Origin of the sequence: uncultured Salinicola sp. (assembly GCF_937921195.1) — a bacterium.
GTDB lineage: Bacteria > Pseudomonadota > Gammaproteobacteria > Pseudomonadales > Halomonadaceae > Salinicola.
In genome coordinates, this window is sequence record NZ_CALFQK010000091.1 from 35,156 (window position 1) to 57,106 (window position 21,951).

General features: G+C 65.5%; 20 protein-coding genes. 12 read left to right on the forward strand and 8 right to left on the reverse strand.

Features of this window, described 5'->3' with window-relative positions; all coding sequences use genetic code 11:
- Positions 1–345 precede the first annotated feature (345 nt).
- Positions 346–1,644 carry an L-fucose:H+ symporter permease gene (fucP, locus tag Q0602_RS07890; RefSeq protein ID WP_295039154.1) on the reverse strand — a complete coding sequence of 433 codons (1,299 nt, stop codon included), beginning with the start codon at positions 1,642–1,644 and terminating at the stop codon, positions 346–348.
- Between the two features lie 473 nt (positions 1,645–2,117).
- Here fucP and Q0602_RS07895 point away from each other — a divergent pair, with 473 nt between their 5' ends.
- The 3 genes from Q0602_RS07895 to Q0602_RS07905 all read left to right on the forward strand — a co-directional run bounded on the left by Q0602_RS07895 (position 2,118) and on the right by Q0602_RS07905 (position 5,216).
- The gene (locus Q0602_RS07895; RefSeq protein WP_298841263.1) at positions 2,118–2,810 is read left to right on the forward strand and encodes a DUF4396 domain-containing protein; all 693 of its coding nucleotides are present in this window, start codon (positions 2,118–2,120) and stop codon (positions 2,808–2,810) included.
- 207 nt (positions 2,811–3,017) lie between these two features.
- Entirely contained in the window at positions 3,018–4,295 is a 1,278-nt protein-coding gene (locus Q0602_RS07900) for a CynX/NimT family MFS transporter (RefSeq protein WP_298841266.1), read from the forward strand.
- 33 nt (positions 4,296–4,328) lie between these two features.
- Positions 4,329–5,216, forward strand: coding sequence for an NAD(P)-dependent oxidoreductase (locus Q0602_RS07905; protein WP_298841269.1), 888 nt, complete (start codon positions 4,329–4,331; stop codon positions 5,214–5,216).
- A gap of 59 nt (positions 5,217–5,275) precedes the next feature.
- Here the strand turns inward: Q0602_RS07905 and argC are convergent, their stop codons facing one another.
- The 5 genes from argC to Q0602_RS07930 form a co-directional block, all read right to left on the reverse strand.
- Entirely contained in the window at positions 5,276–6,295 is a 1,020-nt protein-coding gene (gene argC / locus Q0602_RS07910; RefSeq protein ID WP_298841272.1) for an N-acetyl-gamma-glutamyl-phosphate reductase, read from the reverse strand.
- 62 nt (positions 6,296–6,357) lie between these two features.
- On the reverse strand, positions 6,358–7,608 hold the full coding sequence (locus tag Q0602_RS07915) for an aminotransferase class I/II-fold pyridoxal phosphate-dependent enzyme (protein WP_295040593.1): 1,251 nt from the start codon (positions 7,606–7,608) through the stop codon (positions 6,358–6,360).
- A 160-nt stretch (positions 7,609–7,768) separates the two neighbouring features.
- Entirely contained in the window at positions 7,769–8,725 is a 957-nt protein-coding gene (locus Q0602_RS07920; protein WP_298841275.1) for an ABC transporter substrate-binding protein, read from the reverse strand.
- 56 nt (positions 8,726–8,781) lie between these two features.
- Positions 8,782–9,360, reverse strand: a complete 579-nt coding sequence (locus Q0602_RS07925) for an HD domain-containing protein (RefSeq protein ID WP_298841278.1) — start codon at positions 9,358–9,360, stop codon at positions 8,782–8,784.
- Complete coding sequence (locus Q0602_RS07930; RefSeq protein ID WP_298841281.1) at positions 9,357–10,487, reverse strand: TauD/TfdA family dioxygenase; 1,131 nt, start codon at positions 10,485–10,487, stop codon at positions 9,357–9,359. The genes Q0602_RS07925 and Q0602_RS07930 overlap by 4 nt, the downstream gene beginning before the upstream one ends.
- A 95-nt stretch (positions 10,488–10,582) precedes the next feature.
- Between Q0602_RS07930 and Q0602_RS07935 the strand changes: the two genes are divergently transcribed.
- From Q0602_RS07935 to Q0602_RS07950, 4 genes are all read left to right on the forward strand, one after another.
- Positions 10,583–11,593, forward strand: coding sequence for a GlxA family transcriptional regulator (locus tag Q0602_RS07935; RefSeq protein WP_298841285.1), 1,011 nt, complete (start codon positions 10,583–10,585; stop codon positions 11,591–11,593).
- A 151-nt stretch (positions 11,594–11,744) separates the two neighbouring features.
- Positions 11,745–12,626: a 3-keto-5-aminohexanoate cleavage protein gene (locus Q0602_RS07940; RefSeq protein ID WP_295038507.1), complete on the forward strand. Its 882-nt coding sequence runs from the start codon at positions 11,745–11,747 to the stop codon at positions 12,624–12,626.
- A gap of 100 nt (positions 12,627–12,726) precedes the next feature.
- On the forward strand, positions 12,727–13,698 hold the full coding sequence (locus Q0602_RS07945) for an L-carnitine dehydrogenase (RefSeq protein ID WP_298841288.1): 972 nt from the start codon (positions 12,727–12,729) through the stop codon (positions 13,696–13,698).
- 17 nt (positions 13,699–13,715) lie between these two features.
- The gene (locus Q0602_RS07950) at positions 13,716–14,189 is read left to right on the forward strand and encodes a thioesterase family protein (RefSeq protein ID WP_298841291.1); all 474 of its coding nucleotides are present in this window, start codon (positions 13,716–13,718) and stop codon (positions 14,187–14,189) included.
- 17 nt (positions 14,190–14,206) lie between these two features.
- Here Q0602_RS07950 and Q0602_RS07955 read toward each other — a convergent pair whose 3' ends face one another.
- Complete coding sequence (locus tag Q0602_RS07955) at positions 14,207–15,466, reverse strand: TauD/TfdA family dioxygenase (protein WP_298841294.1); 1,260 nt, start codon at positions 15,464–15,466, stop codon at positions 14,207–14,209.
- Positions 15,467–15,548: 82 nt separating this feature from the next.
- The gene (locus tag Q0602_RS07960) at positions 15,549–16,556 is read right to left on the reverse strand and encodes a GlxA family transcriptional regulator (RefSeq protein ID WP_298841297.1); all 1,008 of its coding nucleotides are present in this window, start codon (positions 16,554–16,556) and stop codon (positions 15,549–15,551) included.
- 117 nt (positions 16,557–16,673) lie between these two features.
- Here Q0602_RS07960 and Q0602_RS07965 point away from each other — a divergent pair, with 117 nt between their 5' ends.
- From Q0602_RS07965 to Q0602_RS07985, 5 genes are all read left to right on the forward strand, one after another.
- Positions 16,674–17,378, forward strand: coding sequence for a haloacid dehalogenase type II (locus tag Q0602_RS07965; protein ID WP_298841300.1), 705 nt, complete (start codon positions 16,674–16,676; stop codon positions 17,376–17,378).
- Between the two features lie 55 nt (positions 17,379–17,433).
- Positions 17,434–18,804, forward strand: coding sequence for a nodulation protein NfeD (locus Q0602_RS07970; RefSeq protein ID WP_298841303.1), 1,371 nt, complete (start codon positions 17,434–17,436; stop codon positions 18,802–18,804).
- Positions 18,805–18,867: 63 nt separating this feature from the next.
- Complete coding sequence (locus tag Q0602_RS07975; RefSeq protein ID WP_149436580.1) at positions 18,868–19,647, forward strand: slipin family protein; 780 nt, start codon at positions 18,868–18,870, stop codon at positions 19,645–19,647.
- 80 nt (positions 19,648–19,727) lie between these two features.
- Complete coding sequence (locus Q0602_RS07980) at positions 19,728–20,432, forward strand: HAD family phosphatase (RefSeq protein WP_298841309.1); 705 nt, start codon at positions 19,728–19,730, stop codon at positions 20,430–20,432.
- A gap of 169 nt (positions 20,433–20,601) precedes the next feature.
- Positions 20,602–21,879 (forward strand): Nramp family divalent metal transporter, encoded by a 1,278-nt coding sequence (locus tag Q0602_RS07985; RefSeq protein WP_298841312.1) that lies wholly within the window; start codon positions 20,602–20,604, stop codon positions 21,877–21,879.
- Positions 21,880–21,951: the final 72 nt, after the last annotated feature.

A 21,951-nucleotide genomic window follows, 5' to 3' on the forward strand; every position in this document is an offset into this window, starting at 1 on the left:
GGGCGGCAGGTTGCTGGCTCGCGAAGGAGACGACGTCGGGGCTCTCGTGGCTGGGACGAGGGGATGGCGATGAAGGAAGCAGGCGAATCGATAACGCGTCTATGTTTTGCTCGCTAAGCGATTATCCCGATTTGATTGTATGACTTTCAAGGGGATCGCGACTAAGGTCGCGCTCGTCAGACGTTTGGGCGTCTGGCGTTTGGTCGAGTGGTGCGCGGTCGGCGGAGCCACCGGCCAGCCGGGTGACGGATCGAAGCCGGGAACCGATGCCCGGCCTCGACGAGTCGAGGGCCCCATCGAAAACGCCCCTCGCGGGAGGGGCGTTTCAGGTGGTGGCCGGGGCGTTCAGGACGAGGCGGCGTGGGCGTCCCGCACCGACGGATGCGGATCGATGACCCGCGAGCCGCGGAAACCGTAGAAGGCGATGAACAGGTAGCAGATCAGCGGCAGTACGAAGGCGTGGTGAATGCCCACGGTGTCGGCGATCGCGCCCTGGGCGACCGGTAGAATGGCGCCGCCGACGATGGCCATGATCAGCAGGCTCGACGCCTTGCTGGTCAACGGGCCGAGCTTGGCGATGCCCAGCGTGAAAATGGTCGGGAACATGATCGAGTTGAACAGACCGATGGCGACGATGCTCCACATGGCGGTATGACCGGAGGCCAGCATGGTGGTCACCGTGAGCAGCGCCGCCACGATGGCGAACAGGCCCAGCAGCAGGCTGGGACGTACCTTCTGCATCAAGGCCGACCCGATGAAGCGGCCTATCATCGCGCCGCCCCAGTAGTAGGCGACGTAGCTGGCGGCATCGCTCTCGCTCATGTTGCCGATGTCCGGCAGCGAAATGTAGTTGATCAGGAAGCTGCCGATGGATACTTCGGCGCCGACGTAGGCGAAGATGCCGATCACGCCGAACAGCACGTGGGGATGGCGCAGCGCCTGGGCGGCGGTGACGTTCTCGGTGGGGCTGTCGTCGCGGGCCTGGTCCTTGAAGTTGGGCAGCTTCCAGAGGTAGATCACCACCGCGAGAATGGCGAGCACCGCCGCCAGCAGCAGGTAGGGGAGCTGCACGCTCTGGGCCTGCTGGACCTTGTAGGCCATCCGGTCGGCGCTGGACATCTGGGCCAGCTCGCTGGCGCCCAGCACCGCGGCGCCCAGGATCAGCATCCCGCCGAAGTACGGCGCCAGGGTGGTGCCGAGTGAGTTGAACGCCTGGGCCAGATTGAGCCGGCTGGAAGCGGAGCCTTCCGGCCCCAGCAGGCTGACATAGGGATTGGCCGCGACCTGCAGCATCGTCACGCCGCTGGCGAGCACGAACAGGGCGGTCAGAAACAGCGGGTAGGAGGGTGCCCGGGCGGCGGGATAGAACATCACCGCGCCCACGGCGGCGATCAGCAGGCCCAGGCTGATGGCGTTCTTGTAGCCGATCCTGGCCAGCACCTTGCCCATCGGCAACGACATTATGAAATAGGCGCCGAAGAAGGTGAACTGGATCAGCATGGTCTGGGTGTAGTTGAGCGAGAAGACCGCCTTCAGGTGGGGGATCAGAATGTCGTTGAGACAGGTGATGAATCCCCACATGAAGAAGATCGTCGTGACGACGACCAGCGCGCTGCGATAGTTCGGTCGTTGCATGTCGGGCATGAGCGAAATCCTCTTGATGACAAGTTCTGAAATGAGCGTTACCGACCCGACCCCGTCGTGTCAGCGCGTTTGCTGGCGCGAGATGATGCATTAAGCGAGGTGGCTTATAAAGTAGTCGTTCATCATTAGAACGTTAAGGGAATTGTTGGCGCCTACGGCCGGACCATGGTGGTATTGACGCCTGTCGAAGCGCGTGCTCGATAGTTTCGTAATCTTTATTCAATATCGGCGTCTATTACGTCGATTTGGGCGAATTTGCTTCTTTAATTGCGTTAGTTAACGCCCTCTTTTCGGATGAGGTCTCGAAGGGCTCGTGAGGAGAGCCGTCAAGGCATGGCAAGCGCAGCCTTCCAACCTGCGTGCAGGACGTCGCTTGTGGACGACGCCGGGCGTTTCTATACCTAGGACACACCCTGTGTCATCAGCCGGAACCGGAGATCCGGCGTCAACTAACCGTAAAGGAGGACAATGCCATGCTGACCGTCTGGTCCTGGGGCTTTCTGCTGCTGGGCATCGCCACGGCGCTCACGATCGCCGTCGATGTCTCGAGGCGCCCCCAGCCGATGTCCATCATGAACGTGACCTGGCCGATCACGGGGCTCTACATGCCGCTGATCGGATGGTGGGCGTATCGACGGATGGGACGCGCGCCAACCCGGTCGCAGCAGGTCCGGCAGGATCATGGCCACGACCATGGCCACCATGGGCATCATCACGGCGACAAGCCGAAGTGGCAGAGCGTCTTCGTCTCCGCCACGCACTGCGGCGGCGGCTGCACGCTGGGCGATGTGGTGACGGCGCCCATCGCGACGGTGACCGGATTCGCCCTGCTGGGCTCGACGGTGCTGGGTCACTTCGCGCTGGCGTTCATCGGTGCCTATCTGTTTGGCGTGCTGTTCCAGTACCTGCCGATTCGGGCGATGAGCGACGCCGGCCCGGGAGCGGCGCTGCGAAATGCGATCAAGGCCGACACGCTGTCGCTGATCGCATTCCAGATCGGCATGTACCTGTGGATGCTGATCGCGCTCCACGCCTGGCTGGGGGAGATGGATGCGTTCACCGCGCCGTTCTGGTTCATGATGCAGATCGCGATGCTGGTCGGTTTCATGACCTCCTACCCCGCCAACTGGCTACTGATCGAACGGGGCATCAAGCACGGCATGTAGTCGCGCCGGGTGAACGCGCTGGGTGTGCGGTCCCGCGGAGTGCCGTGCACGCTCGATAGTCACGCCGCGGCGTTCTGCCAGGGCGGTCGGGCACACGCCTTTTGTCCAGTGAGTGCTCGCGTCGACCTGAAGGTGCCGCCCAGGTTCCTTTCGCGTCGCTTTTCCTGGTTTTCATCTGCTCCCGGTCCGTATGAAAAAGGTGGCGTCATGGCTCTGCGCGCACAGGTGCGATCTCCCGTCTCGTCGTTGAAGGCGAACTCGGCCCTGCCGTGGGGCGCGCTGGCACTACTCTGGCTGGCCGGCCTGTACATGCGTCTGCCGATCCTGATCGCGCCGCCGCTGGCTGGGGAGATCGCCGAGTCGCTGTCGTTGGGCAGCGCAGCCGTGGGTGCGCTGACCACGGTGCCTTACGTGGTGCTGGCACTGAGCATGATGCTTGCGGTGCGGTTTGCCCGCAGGATCGGCATGCTGCGAGCGCTGGTGCTGGCGCTGATCATCGTGGCGATCGGCTCCGGCGCGCGCGGATTGACGCTCTCCGCCCCCGTGCTGTTCACCGCGTCGGTGGTGATGGGGCTGGGCTTGGCGGTCATGCAGGTCACGATCCCGGCGCTGCTGCGTGACTGGACACCGAGCCATCTGGCGCTGGGCAGTGCGGTCTACATCAATGGCATCACGGTGGGTGAGCTATTGGGCGCCGGTGGCACGCGGCCCGTGGTGCTGACGCTGGCTGGCGGTAGCTGGCAGTTGGCGTTGCTGTTGTGGTCGTTGCCGGCATTGGCGATCGCCTTGCTGCTGGTGAGGCGTCTGCGGGCGAGGGCCGGGCCTCCTGACGCAGGGCAGGCACCCGACGAGGCGGCGCGGCGTCCGGTCTCGCTGCGTTCCAGTCGGGTCTGGCTCATGGGGATACCGCTGGCCGCCTCGGTGGGACTGTTCATGGCCGCCAATGCCTACATGAGCAGCATACTCGATGCCCGCGGCGAGACCGAGCTGCTGACCCTGGCGCTGCTTTTCTACAATGCCAGTCCGCTGGCGGCCTCGCTCGTCATGCTGTGGCGGGGGCGACGCTGGATCACCCGACGCTGGCCGCTGGGAATCTTCGCCGCGCTCGGCGTGCTGGGGCTGGTCGGCTTCCTGGCGATGGAGGGGTGGCCCGCCCTGATCGCGCTGGTGATTTCCGGTTTCGGCATCACCCTCGAACTCACCCTGATCATGGCCCTGCCGCCTTGCCTGGAACGCGGCGAGGCGGTGGCCTCGCTGACCGCCGGCATGTCTTTCGTCGGCTACTCCCTGGCCTTCGTCATGCCGATGGTCGGCGGCTGGATGGCGGAAGCCTTCGACCGTGCGAGCCTGTCGCTATGGCCGATGCTGGTCTTCGCGGCATTGAGTCTGGTCGCCGTCTACCGGATGCCGATGACGGCACGCGGGGATGACGAAACGGCAGTGAAACGGCCCTCTGCGCTTGAACAACGGCGGTGTCGTCTATAGTTAGGAGCCTACACTTTATCGAGGATGCTGCTGATGTCCGATTCCCGCTCCGTCGCCGTGCTGGGCCTGGGCGCCATGGGCCACGCTTTCGCCGTTAACCTGCTGGAGGCCGGCTTCGATGTCAGCGTCTGGAACCGCTCGCCCGGCAAGGCGGATGACCTGGTCGCCGGTGGCGCCAGACTCGCCGACTCCGCCGCCGATGCCGTCGTCGATGCCCAGGCGGTCATCGTCATGCTGCCGGACCTGGCAGTAACCCGTGATGTGCTGCTGGGCGATCGCGGGGCGCTGGCGACGATGGCGAGAGACGCCCTGCTGGTTCAGATGGGCACGCTGGGCGTGGCCGAAACCGATCGACTGATCGCCGAAGTCGGTGAATCACGGGACGATATCGTCTTCATCGATGCCCCGGTTTCCGGCACCAAGGCCCCGGCCGAGCAGGGCGCGGTGGTCGTACTGGCCAGCGGCGACAGGGATCGCGCGGCAGGCGTCGTCGAGCCGATCTTCGACGTGCTGGGCAAACAGACCCACTGGCTGGGGCAGGCCGGACGGGGCGCGCGGATGAAGGTCGTCATCAACGCCTGGCTGATCTCGATGATGCAGGGGATTGCAGAGACCGCCCATCTCGCCGACGCGCTCGGCGTCGCGGGCGACGAGCTGTGGCAGATACTCGAGGGTGGCCCGCTGGCCACGCCCTACATGAAGCTCAAGCTGGACACGATCGCCGGCGGCGATTTCGATCCGCAGATGGCGCTGCAGTGGGGGCTGAAGGACGCGGGGCTCGCGCTGGAGGCGGGGGACGAAGAGGCGCTGCCGTCACTGTCCCAGATCCGCAACCTCTGGTTCGATGCGGTCGACGCCGGCCATGGCGAGCAGGATATCGCGGCGATCCACGCCTATCTGGATCGCTATCGTCGCCGATAGCGGCTGCCGAACCTGCCGGGTCGGGCTTGGCGGCGGCCCCGACCTCGGCAGGCGAGGCGTCAGACGCCGAGGCCCGTCATCTCGTCCACCCCCAGATGCACGTTCATGTTCTGCACGGCGGAGCCCGCGGCACCCTTGCCGAGGTTGTCGAGTCGCGATACCAGGCAGACGCGCTCGTCGTTGCCGAACACGAACAGGTCGACGCGGTTGGTCTCGTTGGCGCCCTGGACGTCGAAGAAGCCGTTGTCCAGATTGTCGAGTGCCTCGACCGGCCGCACCCGGACGAACGGCTCGTCGGCGTAGTGCGCGCGATAGGCGCCGAGCAACTTCTCCGCGCCCACGCCCTCCGCCAGGTGCGAGAGCTGCAGCGGTACGCTGACCATCAACCCCTTCAGGAACGGGCCGACGATCGGTGAGAACACCGGCGGCTGCGCCAAGCGGCCATGCTGCTGCATCTCCGGCAGATGCTTGTGGCCGAGCGCCATGGCGTAGGGGCGTGGCGCAGCCAGGCGGTCGTCACTGTCGTTCTGGTACTCGGCGATCATCGCCTTGCCGCCACCGCTGTAGCCGGTCAGCGAGAACGCGGAGAGCGGATAGTCTGCCGGCAGCAGTCCAGCGTCCACCAGCGGTCGAACCAGCAGGATGAAGGCGCTGGCGTGACAGCCGACGTTGGCGATGCGCTTGCTGGCGCGAATCCGGTCGCGCTGGCCCTCGTCGAGCTCCGGCAGCCCGTAGACCCAGCTCGGATCGGTGCGAAACGCCGTGCTGGCATCGATCAGGCAGGTATTCGGGTTCTCGACCATCGCCGCGGCTTCGCGGGAGGCCGCATCCGGCAGGCACAGAAAGGCGACATCGGCGGCGTTGAGCAGGCGCGCTCGCTCGGCCGGATCCTTGCGCTTGTCGCTGTCGATGCGCAGCAGCTCGATATCGTCGCGAGCCTGGAGATAGTCGAACAGTCGCAAGCCGGTGGTGCCTTCCTGGCCGTCGACGTAGACCTTGAAAGAGCCCTTCGAAGAGTTTTTGAAAGAGCCCTCTGAAAAGTCCTCGAAAGCGCGTTGGGATGAGTCCGGAGATGCCATGGGCGTTGTCCTGCCGTTGATCTTTGACGACGTCGTGATCGCGGTATTGTGCGGATTCGGGGTCAGCTTGTCATGCCGTCGAGCGGCCGGGCCGCCAGTCGGGACTCGCCCTGGCACTCCTGGGCGCAACGCTCGATTCGCCGGCACGCTTCGCGCAGGCGCTCGGCATCCACGGTCAGGCTCAGTCGCACGAACCCCGCGGCAGAGGCGCCGAAGGCCTCGCCTGCGAGTACCGATACGCCATGCTCGTCGAGCAGACGATCGGCGAAGGCGTGGGTACTGAGTCCTGTCGCGCGAATGTCGATCATCATGAACATCCCGGCGGCTGGCGGCAGCGTGGCGACGGTCTCGCTTTCGCGCAGGGTCTCGACCACCGCATCGCGGCGCTGGCGGTAGGTCTCGCGCATCGTGTCCAGTGCTGCCGGCGGTGCGTCGAAAGCCGCGATGGCCGCGTCCTGGATGAACGGCTGGCAGCCGTAGAGCATGCACAGGGCGAGGTTGACCAGATGGGTCATCAGCGGCCGCGGGCCCACCACCCAGCCCAGCCGCCAGCCGGTCATGGCGTGGGATTTCGACAGGCTGCTGATCACCACGGTGCGCTCGCGCATGCCGGGCAGGCTGTCGGGGCTGAGGTGCTCGCCGTCGAAGATCAGGTCGGCGTAGACGGCATCGACGATCAGCCACAGATCGTGATCGCGGCAGAGCGTGGCGATCGATTCCCACATCGCCGGCGTCAGGCACTGGCCGGTGGGGTTGTGGGGGCTGTTGATCAGGATCGCCTTGGTACGCGAGGTGATCGCCGCCTCGATGTCGGCCGGGCGGGGCTGGAAGCCTTCGTCGGCCGGCAGCGGCACCCATACCGGCACCGCGCCGGTGGACTGCACCACCGCTTCGTAGGTGACGTAGGCCGGTTCGGGAATGATCACCTCGTCGCCGGGATCGAGCAGGCACTGTGCCGTGGCGTAGAGACCGCACTGCGCGCCAGCGAGCACGGCGACGTGTTCCGCGCTCGTCTCGGGCTGGCCGCCATGGGCGCGATGAAAGGCCGCGATGCGTTCGCGCAAGGCCTGCTTGCCCTGCACGTCGGCGTAGTGGGTCACGCCGCGACGCAGACTGTCGACGGCGGCGTCGACGATGGAGGGCGGGGTGTCGAAATCGGGATCGCCCACCGAGAGGATGATGACATCCTCGCCACGGGCCTGGCGCGCCTTGGCGCGAAAGTGAATGTTCCAGGCGCTGGCGCCTTCGCCGGCGATGCGCCGGGTCAGTTGGGCATAGCGGGGAGACGAGTGGTGTGGGTCGGCTGAACGCATGACAGTCCCGTGGTGGCGAGTCGCGGAGTGGAAGCAAGCTGATAGTGACAGACTAACGATTCCGCGTTCCCACGAACAGCCGCCGGGCGGGGAGTACCTGCTCGGCGGCTGTTCTCCATTCCGGTCAGGTCCGACGGCTGGAAGCGGGCTGGCGGAAAGGTTACTGCAGACTTGCCTTCACGGCGTCGAGCGCCGGTCGGCCATCGCGGGTGGTAATGCCGTCGAGGAACTCGGCGACGCGGTCGGGATGATCCTGCAACCATTGCCGGGCGACGTCTTTGGCCGAGCGCTCCTGGCGGCCGTAGCCGTCGATGAATTCGCTCTGCTCGTTGGCGGTCAGCGTGAACTGCTCGAGCAGTGCGAGCAGGTTGGGGTTGGCCTCGGCGAATGCCTTGTTGACGATGGTGCGCACGTCGCTCTTGCCGTTGTCCGGGCCGTAGACCGACGCCGGGTCGTCGAGAATGTGCATGTCATAGGCCGGTGCCATCCAGTGCGGTGTCCAGCCGTACCAGACGATCCAGCGCTTGTCGTTGAAGGCGGCGTCGACCTCCGACAGCATGCCCGGCGTCGAGGAGTCGAGAATCTGCCAGTCGCCCAGGCCGTAGACATCCTGGTCCTGCGCGTCATGGATGAACGTGCTGACCGTCGAGCCGGATTCGATCGAGTAGAAACGGCCATCGAACCGGTCGCGATACGCATCCAGGTCCTCGGCGCTGTGGACGCCGGCATCGTAGACGTAACCCGGCACCGCGAAGCCCATCCGTGCACCGGTGACGTTGTTGCCGAGATCCTCGATCTTGCCGCTGGCCATCGCCTCGTCGTGGCTCTCCTGCTGGGCCGGGAGCCAGCCGGCCAGGAACACATCGCTGTCGCCGGTCTGAAGCGTTCGATAGCCGACCGTGCTGCTGACCTCCTGGCTCTCGCTGTCATAGCCGAGCGGTGCGATCAACTGGCTGAAGACTTCGGTCTTGACGGTGACGCCGGGCCAGGGCGGAACGACGAAATTGACGCTGTCGGCCCGATCCTGCGGTGGGCTCTGGGCGAGAGCCGACATCGATACGGTCATCAGCGATAGCGGCAGCAGCGTGGCGGCCACGAGTGCGGTGCGCGGTGTCATGGTGACTCCTGGTTATTGTGGGAGTGATGGGCGTTACGGTCGGCGAGCGCGCGGGCTCAGCCGCTCGCAACGCTGGGCAGGCCCTCGCCTTCGAACGGCGGACGTGCCAGAACGCGCTCGAGTAGTGGACGGAAATGCTCGAGGGGAAGCGTGTCGTAGTCGGGGTCGAACGAGGTCTGATCCCATTCGTCGCAGAAACGAACCGTACGTTCGTAGCCGGGATGGCCGTGATAGTCGTCGCGAACGTGACGATCCAGACCGTAGAAGTGGCGGTAATGATAGCCCTGGAACAGCTCATGGTGGCGAATCATCCACACATTCAACGGATCGACGAACGGTTCGAGAATGGCGGCGGCGATCTCGGCGTGATTGTCCGGCGCCAGATCGTCGCCGATATCGTGAAGCAGGGCGCAGACGATGGTTTCGTCATCGGCCCCGGCGCGCTCGGCGCGAGTCGCCGTCTGCAGGCAGTGGGTGTAGCGATCGACCGGATAGCCGTGCGTGTCACCTTCGAGGCGCAACAGATGCGTGATGACGCGCTCGACGACGCCTTTGCGATAGTCGCGAAAGTGGGCGTCGATCTCGCGCCAGTCATTTGCCTGGCTATGGTCGAACCGGGTAAAAGTGGCGCTCATGCGGACTCCTGGCGCGAGTGGGGGGAGACACCGGTCCGGCGACGTAACGTCAGGCGCCGGCTTGCGGTGGTGTCGCGATCGACGTAACCCTGGCGCAGATGGCGAATGCCCCGGTCGAGGCGGAAGGCGGTGCGCCCGTGGAGCAGACGGTAGTTGTCCATGATCAGCATCTCGCCCGGTGCCAGCTTGGGTGTCAGCGTCAGTTCCGGCGCGGTGATCAGCGCGAAGAACGCGCGCCGGGCAGCGTAGTAGCGCTCCAGTTGCTCTGGCGGCAGCGGCGGGATGCGCTCGGTGCGATTGTTGTAGCGCACCCGGACCACCTCGCCACGGGCGTCGAGCTCGATCAGCGGGCCCTCGCTTTCCAGGTGGGCGTCATCATCGACGTAGCGAAATCGGCTCGGCGTACGCGTCAGGCAGTCGAAAGCGTCGGGGGCGTCCCGGCGCAGGCGCTCCGCGGCCATGAAGCCGTCCGTCAGCGTGCTGTCACCGCCGCTGTCGGCGTTGCTCAGGCAGTGCAGCCAGATATAGCCGGGTATCGGGTCGCGGTAGGGGTTGTCGGTGTGCGGTTCGAGTCCGCGCTGCGTCATGGTCAGATCAAAGGCATCGTTGATCGACTTGACGTCGGCGATGGCGCCCCAGTTGGTCCGGCGCAGCGGCCCCAGGCGTTCCACCAGCGGCAGCATGCCATCGAGCGTCAGCGGCACGCCGCTGACCTTGACGAAGCCGTAGCGCTCAAGCGCCTCGAGCATCTCCGACAGGGCGTCGTCGCATTCCAGCGCAGGGGTGAAATCGGCGCTCGGTAGCTCCGGCAGTGACGCATCCCAGTGCTCATGGCCGGCGCCGGCATGCGCCTCCGGATGCAAGTCACGCAAGGCGAAACGGGCGCGATGCCCGTCGCTGAACGTCAAGTCGACCGTCTCGCCGTCGCAGTCTGCGCCGGCCAGCGCCAGCTCCAGCGGCAGGGCGGCAGCCTCGATCAGCCGCTGGCCGGTGCGGGGATCGAGAGTTTGCGCATCGGGGGAGCGCTCGCGTAGCCACAGCGCATGGAAGCGCGTTTCCCGATTGCCCTCGACCACTCTCAGTTGACGGGCGTCGGTACCGGGAATGATCTCGACGAAAACGTCCATGGCGACATCTCTCGGTGGGTCAGTGTCCTGATACCCTAGGAGGTGTCGCGTCGAGACAATTGATATTTTTGGCCGTATCAGAGATTCTTTTCGCCATGTCCGATCGTCCGACGCCGGAATGGCTCTATCCCCGCCCCGACCTGCCGCCCGTTCTGTCGCCTGAAGAGGCGGATGTCACGGTCAATCTCTGGTTGCTGCCAAAGTTCTCGATGCTGACGCTCTACTGTCTGCTCGAGCCGCTGCGCGTCGCCAATCGATTCGGGCGCTCGCTGTTCGCGTGGCGGCTGTTTTCCAACGATGGCCGGCCGGTGACCGCCAGTAACGGCGTGACCGTCGATGTCGATGCGGCGCTGGGGCGAACGCCGATCTTCGACAACCTGTTCGTGGTGGCGTCTTACGAGGCCGAGGCGACGGTGGCCTCGTCGCATTGGGCGGCGTTGCGACAGGTGGCGGCCCATGGCGGTTTGCTCGCGGCGCTGGAGACGGGGGCGTTCATTCTGGCTCGGGCCGGGTTGCTGGACGGCTTCGAAGTGGCCCTTCACTGGGAGAGCGCACCGGCCTTCGCGGAAGAGTTCCCCGAGCTCGCCCTGAGCGACGCCCGCTACCGGTTCGATCGCCAGCGTCTGACGGGCGGTGGCGGCGCGGCCAGTCTCGATCTGATGATGGCTTTCATCGAGCGGGAGCACGGGACCAATCTGGTCGCGGCACTAAGCCGTCAACTGGTGCACTCGCGTCTGGATCCTCGCATCCAGAGTGATATCGAGGGGCGGGCCGGCTCGGAGTATCTCCCCCGGAGCGTTCGTCGGGCGGAGGCGATCATGGAGGCCCATCTGGCGCAGCCGCTGACGATCCCGGATATCTGTCGCCGTGTCGGCCAGTCCCAGCGCCAGCTCAACCGGCTCTTCCAGCGTTATCGTGGCGAAACGGCGAAAGGCCGCTATCTGTCGCTGCGACTCGATCGGGCCCGGCAGATTCTCGCCGATAGTCGAACCAGCGTGACCCAGGCAGCACTGGCGGCAGGATTCGCTCAGCCAGCGCATTTTTCCCGGGTCTATCGGGCACGGTTCGGCGAGTCACCGCGAACCACGGCACAGCGGGGCAGATGAGTGTCGTGAAGCGTCAATTTCATGGCGCCTTATAACAATCTGAGGGGGCTTGCGGCGCCCACAATGGATGACATCGATAGGCACCCACCGGGTGCACTCATGCACCGCCGCGAGCGGCCAACGAATCGCGGCCGGACCAAGAGAGGATCCCATGAATCGCGACGTCATCCTGACCTGTGCCGTGACCGGCGCCGGCGATACCGCCGGCAAACATCCGGACCTGCCGATTACCCCGCGCCAGATCGCCGATAGCGCGCTGGACGCCGCCCGCGCCGGTGCCAGCATCGTCCATCTCCACGTGCGCGATCCGGAAACCGGCGGCGTCAGCCACTCCACCGATCACTTCCGCGAGGTGGTCGAGCGCATCCGCGAGTCCGACGTCGACGCGGTGATCAATATCACCGCCGGTGGCGGCGGCGACCTGTTTCCCGAGATTCGCGACGGGATGATCCACGGGCTCGACGGCACCGACCTGCAGACCGCGGCGGAGCGTCATCACCCGGTGGGCGAGCTGCTGCCGGAACTCTGCACGCTGGACTGCGGCAGCCTCAACTTCGGCGACATGGTCTATCTCAACACCGCCGACTGGCTGCGCGAGCATGCGCGTCTGATCCAGCAGGCCGGGGTCAAGCCGGAGCTGGAGTGCTTCGATCTCGGCCATGTCTGGTTCGCACGTCAACTGGTAGAAGAGGGGCTGATCGACGGCGACCCGCTGTTCCAGCTCTGCCTGGGGATTCCCTGGGGCGCCGAGGCCGACACCGAGACCATGCTGGCGATGCGCAACAAGCTGCCGGAAAACGCGATCTGGTCGGCGTTCGGCATCGGTCGCCAGCAGTTCCCGATGGCGGCGCAGTCGATGATCATGGGCGGGCACATGCGGGTTGGCCTGGAAGACAACCTCTACCTGAGCAAGGGCGTCTTCGCCACCAACGCCCAACTGGTCGAGCGTGCCGCCACCATCGTCGAAAACCTGGGTGGCAAGGTGCAGACGCCGGCACAGACGCGGGAGTCGCTGGCGCTGCGCAAGCCCTGATTCCGCCCGAACTCTCCCCGTTTTCCGTGAACGCGCCCGGGATATCCCCCGAGTGCGCGTTCGCCGATTCTCTTTCCTCGCACCGTCATGGAGTGTCTTGATGACTGCTTCCGAACTTCCCCGCAACGTTGCCGTGATCGGTACCGGCGTGATCGGCAATGGCTGGATCGCCCGCGCCCTGGCGGCCGGCTGCCGGGTGACCGCTTTCGACCCAGATGCCACGGCCCCCGAGCGCACCCGCGCCTTCGTCGAGCGTGCCTGGCCGGCGTTGGAGCGGCTGGGGCTCGCCGAGAACGCCGATCCCGAGGCGCTGACTTTCGTCGATTCACTGGAGGCCGCCGTCGAAGGCGCCGAACTGATCCAGGAGAACGTGCCCGAGCGGCTGGCGCTCAAGCACGACGTTCTGAGCCAGCTAGATGCGCTGGCCGCGCCGGGCGTGGTGATCGGCTCGTCGACCTCCGGGATCAAGCCGAGCGATCTGCAGTCGGCCTGCACCCGAGAGCCCGGCCGCGTGATCGTGGCGCACCCGTTCAATCCAGTCTATCTGCTGCCGCTGGTGGAGCTGGTCGGTGGCGAGCACACCGCGCCGGTGGTGATGGAACGCGCCCAAGTCCAGTACGCTGCGCTGGGCATGCGTCCGCTGGTGGTGCGTCGCGAGATCGAGGGGCACGTCGCCGACCGGTTGATGGAGGCGCTGTGGCGCGAGGCGCTGCACCTGGTCAACGACGGCGTCGCCACCACCGAGGAGATCGACGCGGCGGTGATCTACGGCTGCGGTCTGCGCTGGTCGCTGATGGGCACCTTCCTGACGTTCCATCTGGCCGGCGGCGACGGCGGCATGCGCCATATGCTGCACCAGTTCGGCCCGGCGTTGAAACTGCCGTGGACCAAGCTGGAAGCGCCGGAACTGACCGACGAGCTGATCGACAAGGTGGCCGACGGTTGCGAGCATCAGGCTGCCGGGCGCAGCGTTGCCGAGCTCGAGACACGCCGCGATGCGTTTCTCACCGAGCTGCTCGAGCTGACCCAGAAGTACTGGCCGGAGGCCGAAGGGCTCCAGGGCCGGATTTGATCGACGAGGCGCAACTGATGACCCGGAACACAAGTGATCCGCTTTTTCAGACCCGAGTATTGGATGCCTGGGTCGACTACAACGGGCATATGAACGATGCCGAGTATGCGCGGGTGTTCTCGCTGGCGGTGGAGGCGCTGATGGATCGGATCGGCCTCGACGAAGCCGGTCGCGCCGAGCTTGGCTACACGATCTACACCCTCGAGACCCATCTCTGCTATCGCCAGCAGGCCCATCGCGGTGAAGGGCTGAGCGTGGCGCTGACGCTGCTCGACAGCGATGCCAAGCGTCTGCACGTGCTGTTCACGCTCAACAACATGGATGGCGACGTACTCGCGACCAGCGAGCAGATGCTGATGGGGATCGATGTGGAAAGCGGCCGCCCGGCACCGTTCCCCACGCCGGTGGCCACGGCGGTTGCCGCGCTGCCGGCCGCGGGTGATGAATGGCCCAGCGCCGCCGGGCGGCGCATCGGTATCAGACGGGACTAGCCATCGGCGAACCGGCGTCAGTTCCCTGGCACCACTGACGAGGCGACCCGCTCCCGGCGTCGGGCGCGATGCAGCATGCGCAGGCGGGAGCGGGCTTCGTCGCGCTCCAGATAGCAGCCCTGCAGCCAGCGACGGCCGCCCTGGCTGATATCGAAGGCGTCGCGAGCGTGGAGCAGGCGCCGGTTGTCGAAGATCACCAGGTCGCCGGGCGCGTAGCCGAAGCGCAGCGCGAATTCAGGCTCGCGCAACAACCGTTGCAGCGTCATCAGCGCCGCGTAGGCGGGCTCGACGTCGTCGAACGGCGCCATCAGTGGGCCGCGCAGGAAATCCGCGATGCGGACTTCATCAAACTCTCCCCGGGCGTCGAGCTTGATCATCGGGTCGAACCAGACGTAGTCACTGGTCCTGGCGGTATTGGCGTAGCACCAGCGCACGCGGGTGAGCGTCGCGAAATGCTCGGGATGGCGCTCGCGCAGGGCCTCGGCCACGGCGAAGCCGTCCATCATCACCGCCTCGCCGCCGACGGTATCGTTCTCCAGACAGTGCAACAGCTGCAGGCCTGGCTGGTACTCTCGAGTCGGCAGATCGACGTGGGGCGGCAGGGCGATCGAAGTATAGGCATTGGAGTCCGGATCCGGCTTGGCGCGGACGTCGAACAGGTGGCCGAAGTTGGTCGGTCGCGGTGGGCCGATGCGCCGTGCGATGAGATCCAGGCTGCCCGGCTCGACGGGCAGGTTGCGTAGCCTGACCAACCCTTCACCGATGACCGCCTCCAGCGCCTGTTCCAGCAGCGGGTCGATGCTGGTGGCGTCGTGTTCGGCGTCCATCCAGCCGCTGGCGTCGAGCGTGGTCGGCTCGCTGCGTTCGGCGCCACGCCAGTGTGTCGTGGCCACCAGCGGGTCTTCGGCGGCCGTCTCGTTGTCGTAGTCGTGGGCGCGCAGCCAGCCGGGGTGAAACGACAGGCGGCGTCGCTCGGGCAGAAACTCGAGCGTGACCGCGCCGCTGGTCTCCAAATGGGCTTCGCCGATGGTCGGCCATGCCCCTAATCGGGAAAGATCGAGGATGCGTTCCCGTGTCGTCGGGTTGATCGTGCTGTCGTCGGCGGCATTCTCGCGTAACCAGATGCTGTGGTAGCGACTCCTGCGACCGTCCTGCCAGTCGATCGTCAGTTGCCTGTCGTCGTGGGTGATACCGGTGATGGAGTGATCGACCGGCCAGGCGTCGAAGTCCGGCGTGGCAGGGAGGGCGTGTGACCGGGGATTCGAGACGGCTGACATGAGGGGCTCCGAAGGCATCGCTGCTGGGGGTCGAGTCAGCGTGGCGGATGACCCGGTACCGGGATTGCGCTTAAACGCCATTTTATTGAGGTTTTTGGCCGTGATTGGGAGGTGGCGCTGAATGCCCGTCGGGACGCCGCGAAGCGCTGGGAGGCGCCCCGAAGCGTTGGCGATAGGCACGGGAAAAGCTCGAGGCCGAACTGAAACCACAGGCCAGGCCGATGCTCAGAATGTCGCGATCGGTCTCCTCGAGCAGATGTCGGGCTCGATCCAGCCGCAGTTCGAGGTAGTAGTCCCGGGGGCGCTTGCCCAGTTCATCGAGAAACAGCCGCTGGAGCTGGCGCATGGAGAGGCCGATCCGATCGCTCACCGCGGTCATCGAGAGCGGCTGTTCGAGGTGGCGTTCCATCAACGCGACGGCGTCCACCAGCGGTCGGCGGTGCGTGCCCAGGCGTTTCGCCAGCGGCAGGCGCTGATGCTCCTGGCGCGGGCGCAGGCGGGCGTGGATCAACTGCTCGGAAATGTCGTCGGCCAGTCCCTGGCCGTGGCGACCGGCGATCATGCTCAGGGTCATGTCCATGGCGGCGGCACCGCCGGCGCAGGTGAAACGGCGGGCGTCGATCTCGAACAGCGACTCGACCGCTTCCAGCGTCGGGAACCGCTCGCGAAACGCCGGCAGGCTCTCCCAGTGCAGCGTCAGGCGATGGCCGTCGAGCAACCCCATTTCCGCCAGCAGCAGCGGGCCGGTATCGATGCCGCCCAGCAGACAGCCTTCACTGGCCTGGCGGTGCAGCCACTGGGAGAGCCTGCGCGGCAGGCCGCGCTCCGGTTCGAAGCCCGCGCACACCGCCAGCGTCGGCAGCGAGGGGGCATCGACCAGGCCGCAATCCATGAGCAGGGTCATGTCGTTGCTGGCGGTCACGGGCTGACCATCTTCGCTGATCAGCGTCCAGCGATAGAGCTCACGACCGGACAGTCGGTTGGCGATTCGCAGCGGCTCCACGGCGGCGAAGAACGCCATCATCGAGAAGCGCGGAATCAACAGGAAACCCACGGGTTCGGGGAGCGGTCCCCCATAGTCCGGGCGCATGGCGCGTCACTCCGTGATTACAAAATAGAACAATGATTTTGTTCGGGTTTTTTCAGTTTCATGAGCTCATGGTGACAAAAAACGCGGGACGAGACATTTTGACCAAGGATCCAAGACATGCAAACACCGGTACTGGCTTTCGATGTGTACGGGACGCTGGTGGATACACAAGGCGTCGTCTCCACGCTCCGCTCGCGGCTCGGCGAGGAGGCATCCCTGTTCGCCGGCCGCTGGCGCGACAAGCAGCTCGAGTTCGCTTTCCGACGGGGGCTGATGGGCGCCTACGCCGATTTTTCCCAGTGTAAACGGGAAGCGCTGGATCTGGTCGACCAGGAGTGGGGCACTCGCTTCGGTGAGGAGTTCAAGCAGAACCTGATGATGGCCTATCGCCGCCTGCCGGCTTTCGGCGAGGTGCCCGCCGCGCTCGAGCGGATTCGCGGACTGGGCGTGCGCTGCGTGGCGTTCTCCAATGGTAGCCGCCAGAGCGTCGAGCTGCTGTTCGACAATGCCGGATTGCTGGCGATGTTCGACGATATCGTCAGCGTCGAGGAAGTGCGGCGGTTCAAGCCCGACGCCGTCGTCTACGCGCACCTGCGTCGACGCACGCACAGCCGCCCCGACAACACCTGGCTGGTCTCCAGCAATCCTTTCGACATCATCGGTGCGCGCTACGCCGGGCTGCGCGCAGCGTGGATCCAGCGCAATCCCAAAGTGCCGTTCGAGCCCTGGGGGGATCCTCCCGACATGATGGCGCCCGACATGGAGGCGCTGGCGGACCAGTTCGAGGTGATGCTCAAGCGTGAGGGAAAGCTGCAATCCTGAGCCTCGCGACTACTGATTAACGGCATCGACGCGAGAAACTGACTACGCTGCGAGTATGGTTCACTCGACGGGCAATACTCGCGAATTCCCGACACGGCGCCAGCGCTGCATGGGCTGGCTCGCCTGCCTGCTGGTGGGCGGGCTGGTGGCCATGGCGGCTTTGGCGCAGTCGTCCTCCGCCCCGCGGACGCTGGTGCTCACCCTCGATGACGGCATCAACCCGGCAACGCGGGACTACGTCGAGCGCGGTATTCGGCAGGCCGAGTCGATGGGGGTGCAACTCCTGGTCGTCGAGCTCGATACCCCCGGCGGCCAGGTCGAGTCGATGCGTCAACTAGCGCAGTCCATACTCGCCGCCGAAGTGCCGGTGGCGATCTACGTCACGCCGAGCGGGGCCCGTGCGGCCAGTGCGGGAACCTATCTTCTCTACGCGAGCCCGATAGCGGCGATGGCGCCGGGCACCCATCTCGGTTCTGCCACCCCGGTGACCTTGGGCGGCGACACCCGCGACGATGCCGACGGCGAGGCGATGCGCCGCAAGGTGGTCGAGGATGCCGTGGCCACGATACGCGGATACGCTCAACGCCATGGACGCAACGCGGACTGGGCCGAACAGGCGGTGCGTGAGGCGGCCAATCTCGGCGCGCAGGAAGCACTCGAACGCAACGTCATCGATCTGGTGGCCACCGATCTCGACGACCTGCTGGCGCAGCTGGACGGCCGCCAGGTGACACTGGAGACCGGCACGCGCACGCTCTCTACCGAAAATATCGAGATCGTTCGGGAACTGCCGGACTGGCGTACCTCGCTGCTTTCGTTCATCGCCAACCCCACCATCGCCTACGGCCTGCTGCTGATCGGCTTCTACGGGCTGGTGTTCGAACTCGCCAGTCCCGGCACGATCATTCCGGGCGTGGTCGGTGGTATCAGCCTGTTGCTGGGGTTGTTCGCCTTTCAGGTGCTGTCGATCGATCTGGCGGGGCTGGGACTGGTTCTGCTCGGCCTGGTCATGATCGTCGGCGAAGCCTTCCTGCCCAGTTTCGGTGCGCTTGGGGTGGGCGGTATCGTCGCCTTCGTGATCGGTTCCATCCTGTTGATGGACGAGGCCAACAGTGCAGTGGCGTGGCCGCTGATCGGTGGCACGGCGCTGGTGGCGGCCGGTTTTCTGCTATGGGGCGTGATGCGCCTGATGGGGGTGCGTCGACGCATCCCGTTGACCGGTCGCGAGGAGCTGATCGGTGCCGATGCGGTGGCGCTGGGGGATTTTTCCGCCGGGCGCGGCAAGGTGCTGCTGCACGGCGAGCGTTGGCGGGCGCGCGGAGAAGCCCGAATTCACAAGGGCGACAAGCTGCGCGTGACGGCGCTGGACGGATTGACCGTCAGCGTCGAACCGATCGGCGTCGCGTGCCCGCCGACGTCGACCTGAAACCGATGCCCGACGCCCGTCGCGAGGACGGTGCGGAAGGCTGTCCTGCAGGAAGGAGACGAGATGATGTTCGCCTATCTGGTACCCGTGGTACTGCTGATTCTGCTGCTGCTGGCGTCGGTCCGGATCCTGCCGGAATACCGCCGTGGCGTGGTGTTCTTTCTGGGCCGCTTCCAGGATGTCAAGGGCCCGGGGCTGTTCTTCCTGATCCCGGTGGTCCAGAAGATGCAGGTGGTCGACCTGCGCGTGATCACCATGGACGTGCCGGAGCAGGACGTCATCTCGCAGGACAACGTCACCGTGCGCGTCAACGCGGTGCTCTATTTCCGTGTCGTCGATCCGGAGCGGGCGATCATCCAGGTCGAGAACTACGTCAACGCCACCAGCCAGTTGGCGCAGACCACGCTGCGCTCGGTGCTGGGCAAGCACGATCTCGACGAGATGCTCTCCGAACGCGACAAGCTCAACGACGACATCCAGGAGATCATCGACACCCAGACCGAGGCCTGGGGGATCAAGGTCGCCAACGTCGAGATCAAGCATGTCGATCTCGACGAGAGCATGATCCGGGCGATCGCCCGTCAGGCCGAAGCCGAACGCGAGCGCCGCGCCAAGGTGATCCATGCCGAGGGCGAGCAGCAGGCGGCCGAAAAGCTGGTCGAGGCGGCCGATATCATGTCGCGCAATCCGGCGGCGCTGCAGCTGCGTTATCTCCAGACCATGAGTGACATGAGCAACAAGAACGCCTCCACCATCGTCTTCCCGCTGCCGATGGACATCATGGAAGCGTTCAAGACAATGCGGGGATTCTCCGGGGCGGCCGCGCCGAAGGACGACGGTTGATCGACGCCGGCGGACGCTGTCCGTCGCGACGCCAGCGTGTATCCTGACGTCATCTTCAGCCGCTTGAACCGGAGTCACGCTTGGCTACGTCACGATCCCTTTCGCCGCACCCGCCGTCCGCCCTGGCCATTTTCGATCTCGACGACACGCTGCTCGACGGCGATTGCACTCATCTCTGGCTCGAATGGATCATCGAGTGCGGCTGGGTCGCCGATGGCGAGAGCCTGCTGGGACAGATGCGCGCCCACGACGCGCAGTACCATGCCGGTACGCTGGACATGACCGAGCATCTGCGTTTCACGCTGGCGCCGCTGATCGGTCGCTCCCGCCGCGAGGTGCGTGAACAGGTCGAAGCCTTCGTCGAGGCCAGGGTGCGCCCGCGCCTGATGCAGGAAGGCGTCGCGCGGCTACAGGAACACGGTCGCAAAGGACACGCCACGCTGGTGATCTCCGCCTCGATGCATCACCTGGTCGGACCCATCGCCGACGCCGTCGGGGCCGACGGCGCGCTGGCCACGCTGCCCGAGTTCGACACCGATGACTGCTTCACCGGCGAACCGATCGGTATCCAGACCTACCAGCGCGGCAAGCTCGACGCGTTCGCCCAGTGGCTCGATGCTCACGACACCGGGTTTGCCGAGGGTTGGGAGACCTGGGGCTACAGCGACTCCTACAACGACCTGCCGCTGCTCGAATTCGTCGATCATCCCCACGCCACGCAGCCGGACGCCCGCCTGCGCGAGACCGCCACCGCCCGCGGCTGGCCGATCCTGCAGTGGCGCTAGCGATGCTCGGGGTGGCGTGATGCGGATCCATCAATCGGGCCGATTGAAATAACTCATGGGCGCACACCGTTGCGCCGTTGGTAACTCGGGTATATCTTGTCAACCAAGGTTTAAATTGATAACCGGGGCATAAATGCGCCGGTTCGTTGACAAATTTCAGGGTTCCATCGTGTCCGACAGCGTTATCGAGTCCTGCAAAGGGAGCGAGACGGTGCAGGTCGGCGGTCGCCGCCGATCGGCGCTGTCGCGCTTCCTGCCGTTCTTCGGCCCCGCCATGATCGCGGCGGTTGCCTATATCGACCCGGGCAACTTCGCCACCAATATCGAAGCGGGCTCGCGCTACGGCTATGTCCTGCTGTGGGTGGTGCTGTGGGCCAACCTGATGGCGATGCTGATCCAGACGCTGTCGGTTCGCCTTGGCCTGGCGACGGGCAAGAACCTGGCCGAGATGATCCGGGATCGCTACCCGCGGCCGCTGGTCTGGTTCTACTGGGTCCAGGCCGAGCTGGTGGCGATCGCCACCGATCTGGCGGAATTCCTCGGTGCCGCATTGGCCTTCAATCTACTGTTCGGCATGTCGATGCTCGAGGGGGCGCTGCTCACAGGCGCGATCACCTATGCGGCGCTCTACATGCAGCGATTCGGTTTTCGCCTGCTCGAGATCATCATCGGCAGCATGCTGATGGCGGTGGCGGCAGGGTTCGTGATCCAGATCGTGATGGGGCGCCCCGACGCCGCGCCGGCGCTCGAGGGTCTGCTGCTGCCCCAGTTCCCGGACGGCTACGCGGTGTTCCTGGCGGCGGGTATCCTGGGTGCTACCGTGATGCCCCACGTCATCTATCTGCACTCGTCGCTGTCGCAGCGCCGGGTGGCGACCCATACCGACGAGCAGCGCCGCCGTGCGATGCGTTACTACCGTTGGGACGTGATCATCGGCATGGGGATCGCCGGGATCATCAACCTGTCGATGCTGGCACTGGCTGCGGCGGTCTTCTTCGACAACGGGCGCACCGGCGTCGCATCGATCGAGCAGAGCTACCAGTTGCTGGCGCCGTTGATGGACCGGGATCTGGCAAGCACCCTGTTCGGCTTCACGCTGCTGATGGCGGGGCTCTCCTCGTCGATCGTCGGCACCATGGCGGGCCAGGTGGTGATGCAGGGATTCGTCGGCTTCACCATCCCGATCTGGCTGCGCCGCCTGTTGACCATGCTGCCGGCGATCGCGGTGATCATGCTGGGCTTCCCCGAGCAGCAGGTGCTGGTCGCCAGCCAGGTCGTGCTGAGTTTCGGGATACCCTTCGCGCTGGTGCCGCTGCTCCACTTCACCGCACAGCACCGCGTGATGGGAAATCTGACCAATCGTGCCTGGGTGACGGCGCTGGGATGTGTGATCGCGGCGATCATCATCTCGTTGAATGGCTATGTGTTGGCCTTCGAGTTGCTGTAGGCTCTCAGGGACGCGTGCGGGAGCACGCCCGACACACTCTCGCCGTCCTTCACTTCAGCCCGTCGATGAGAA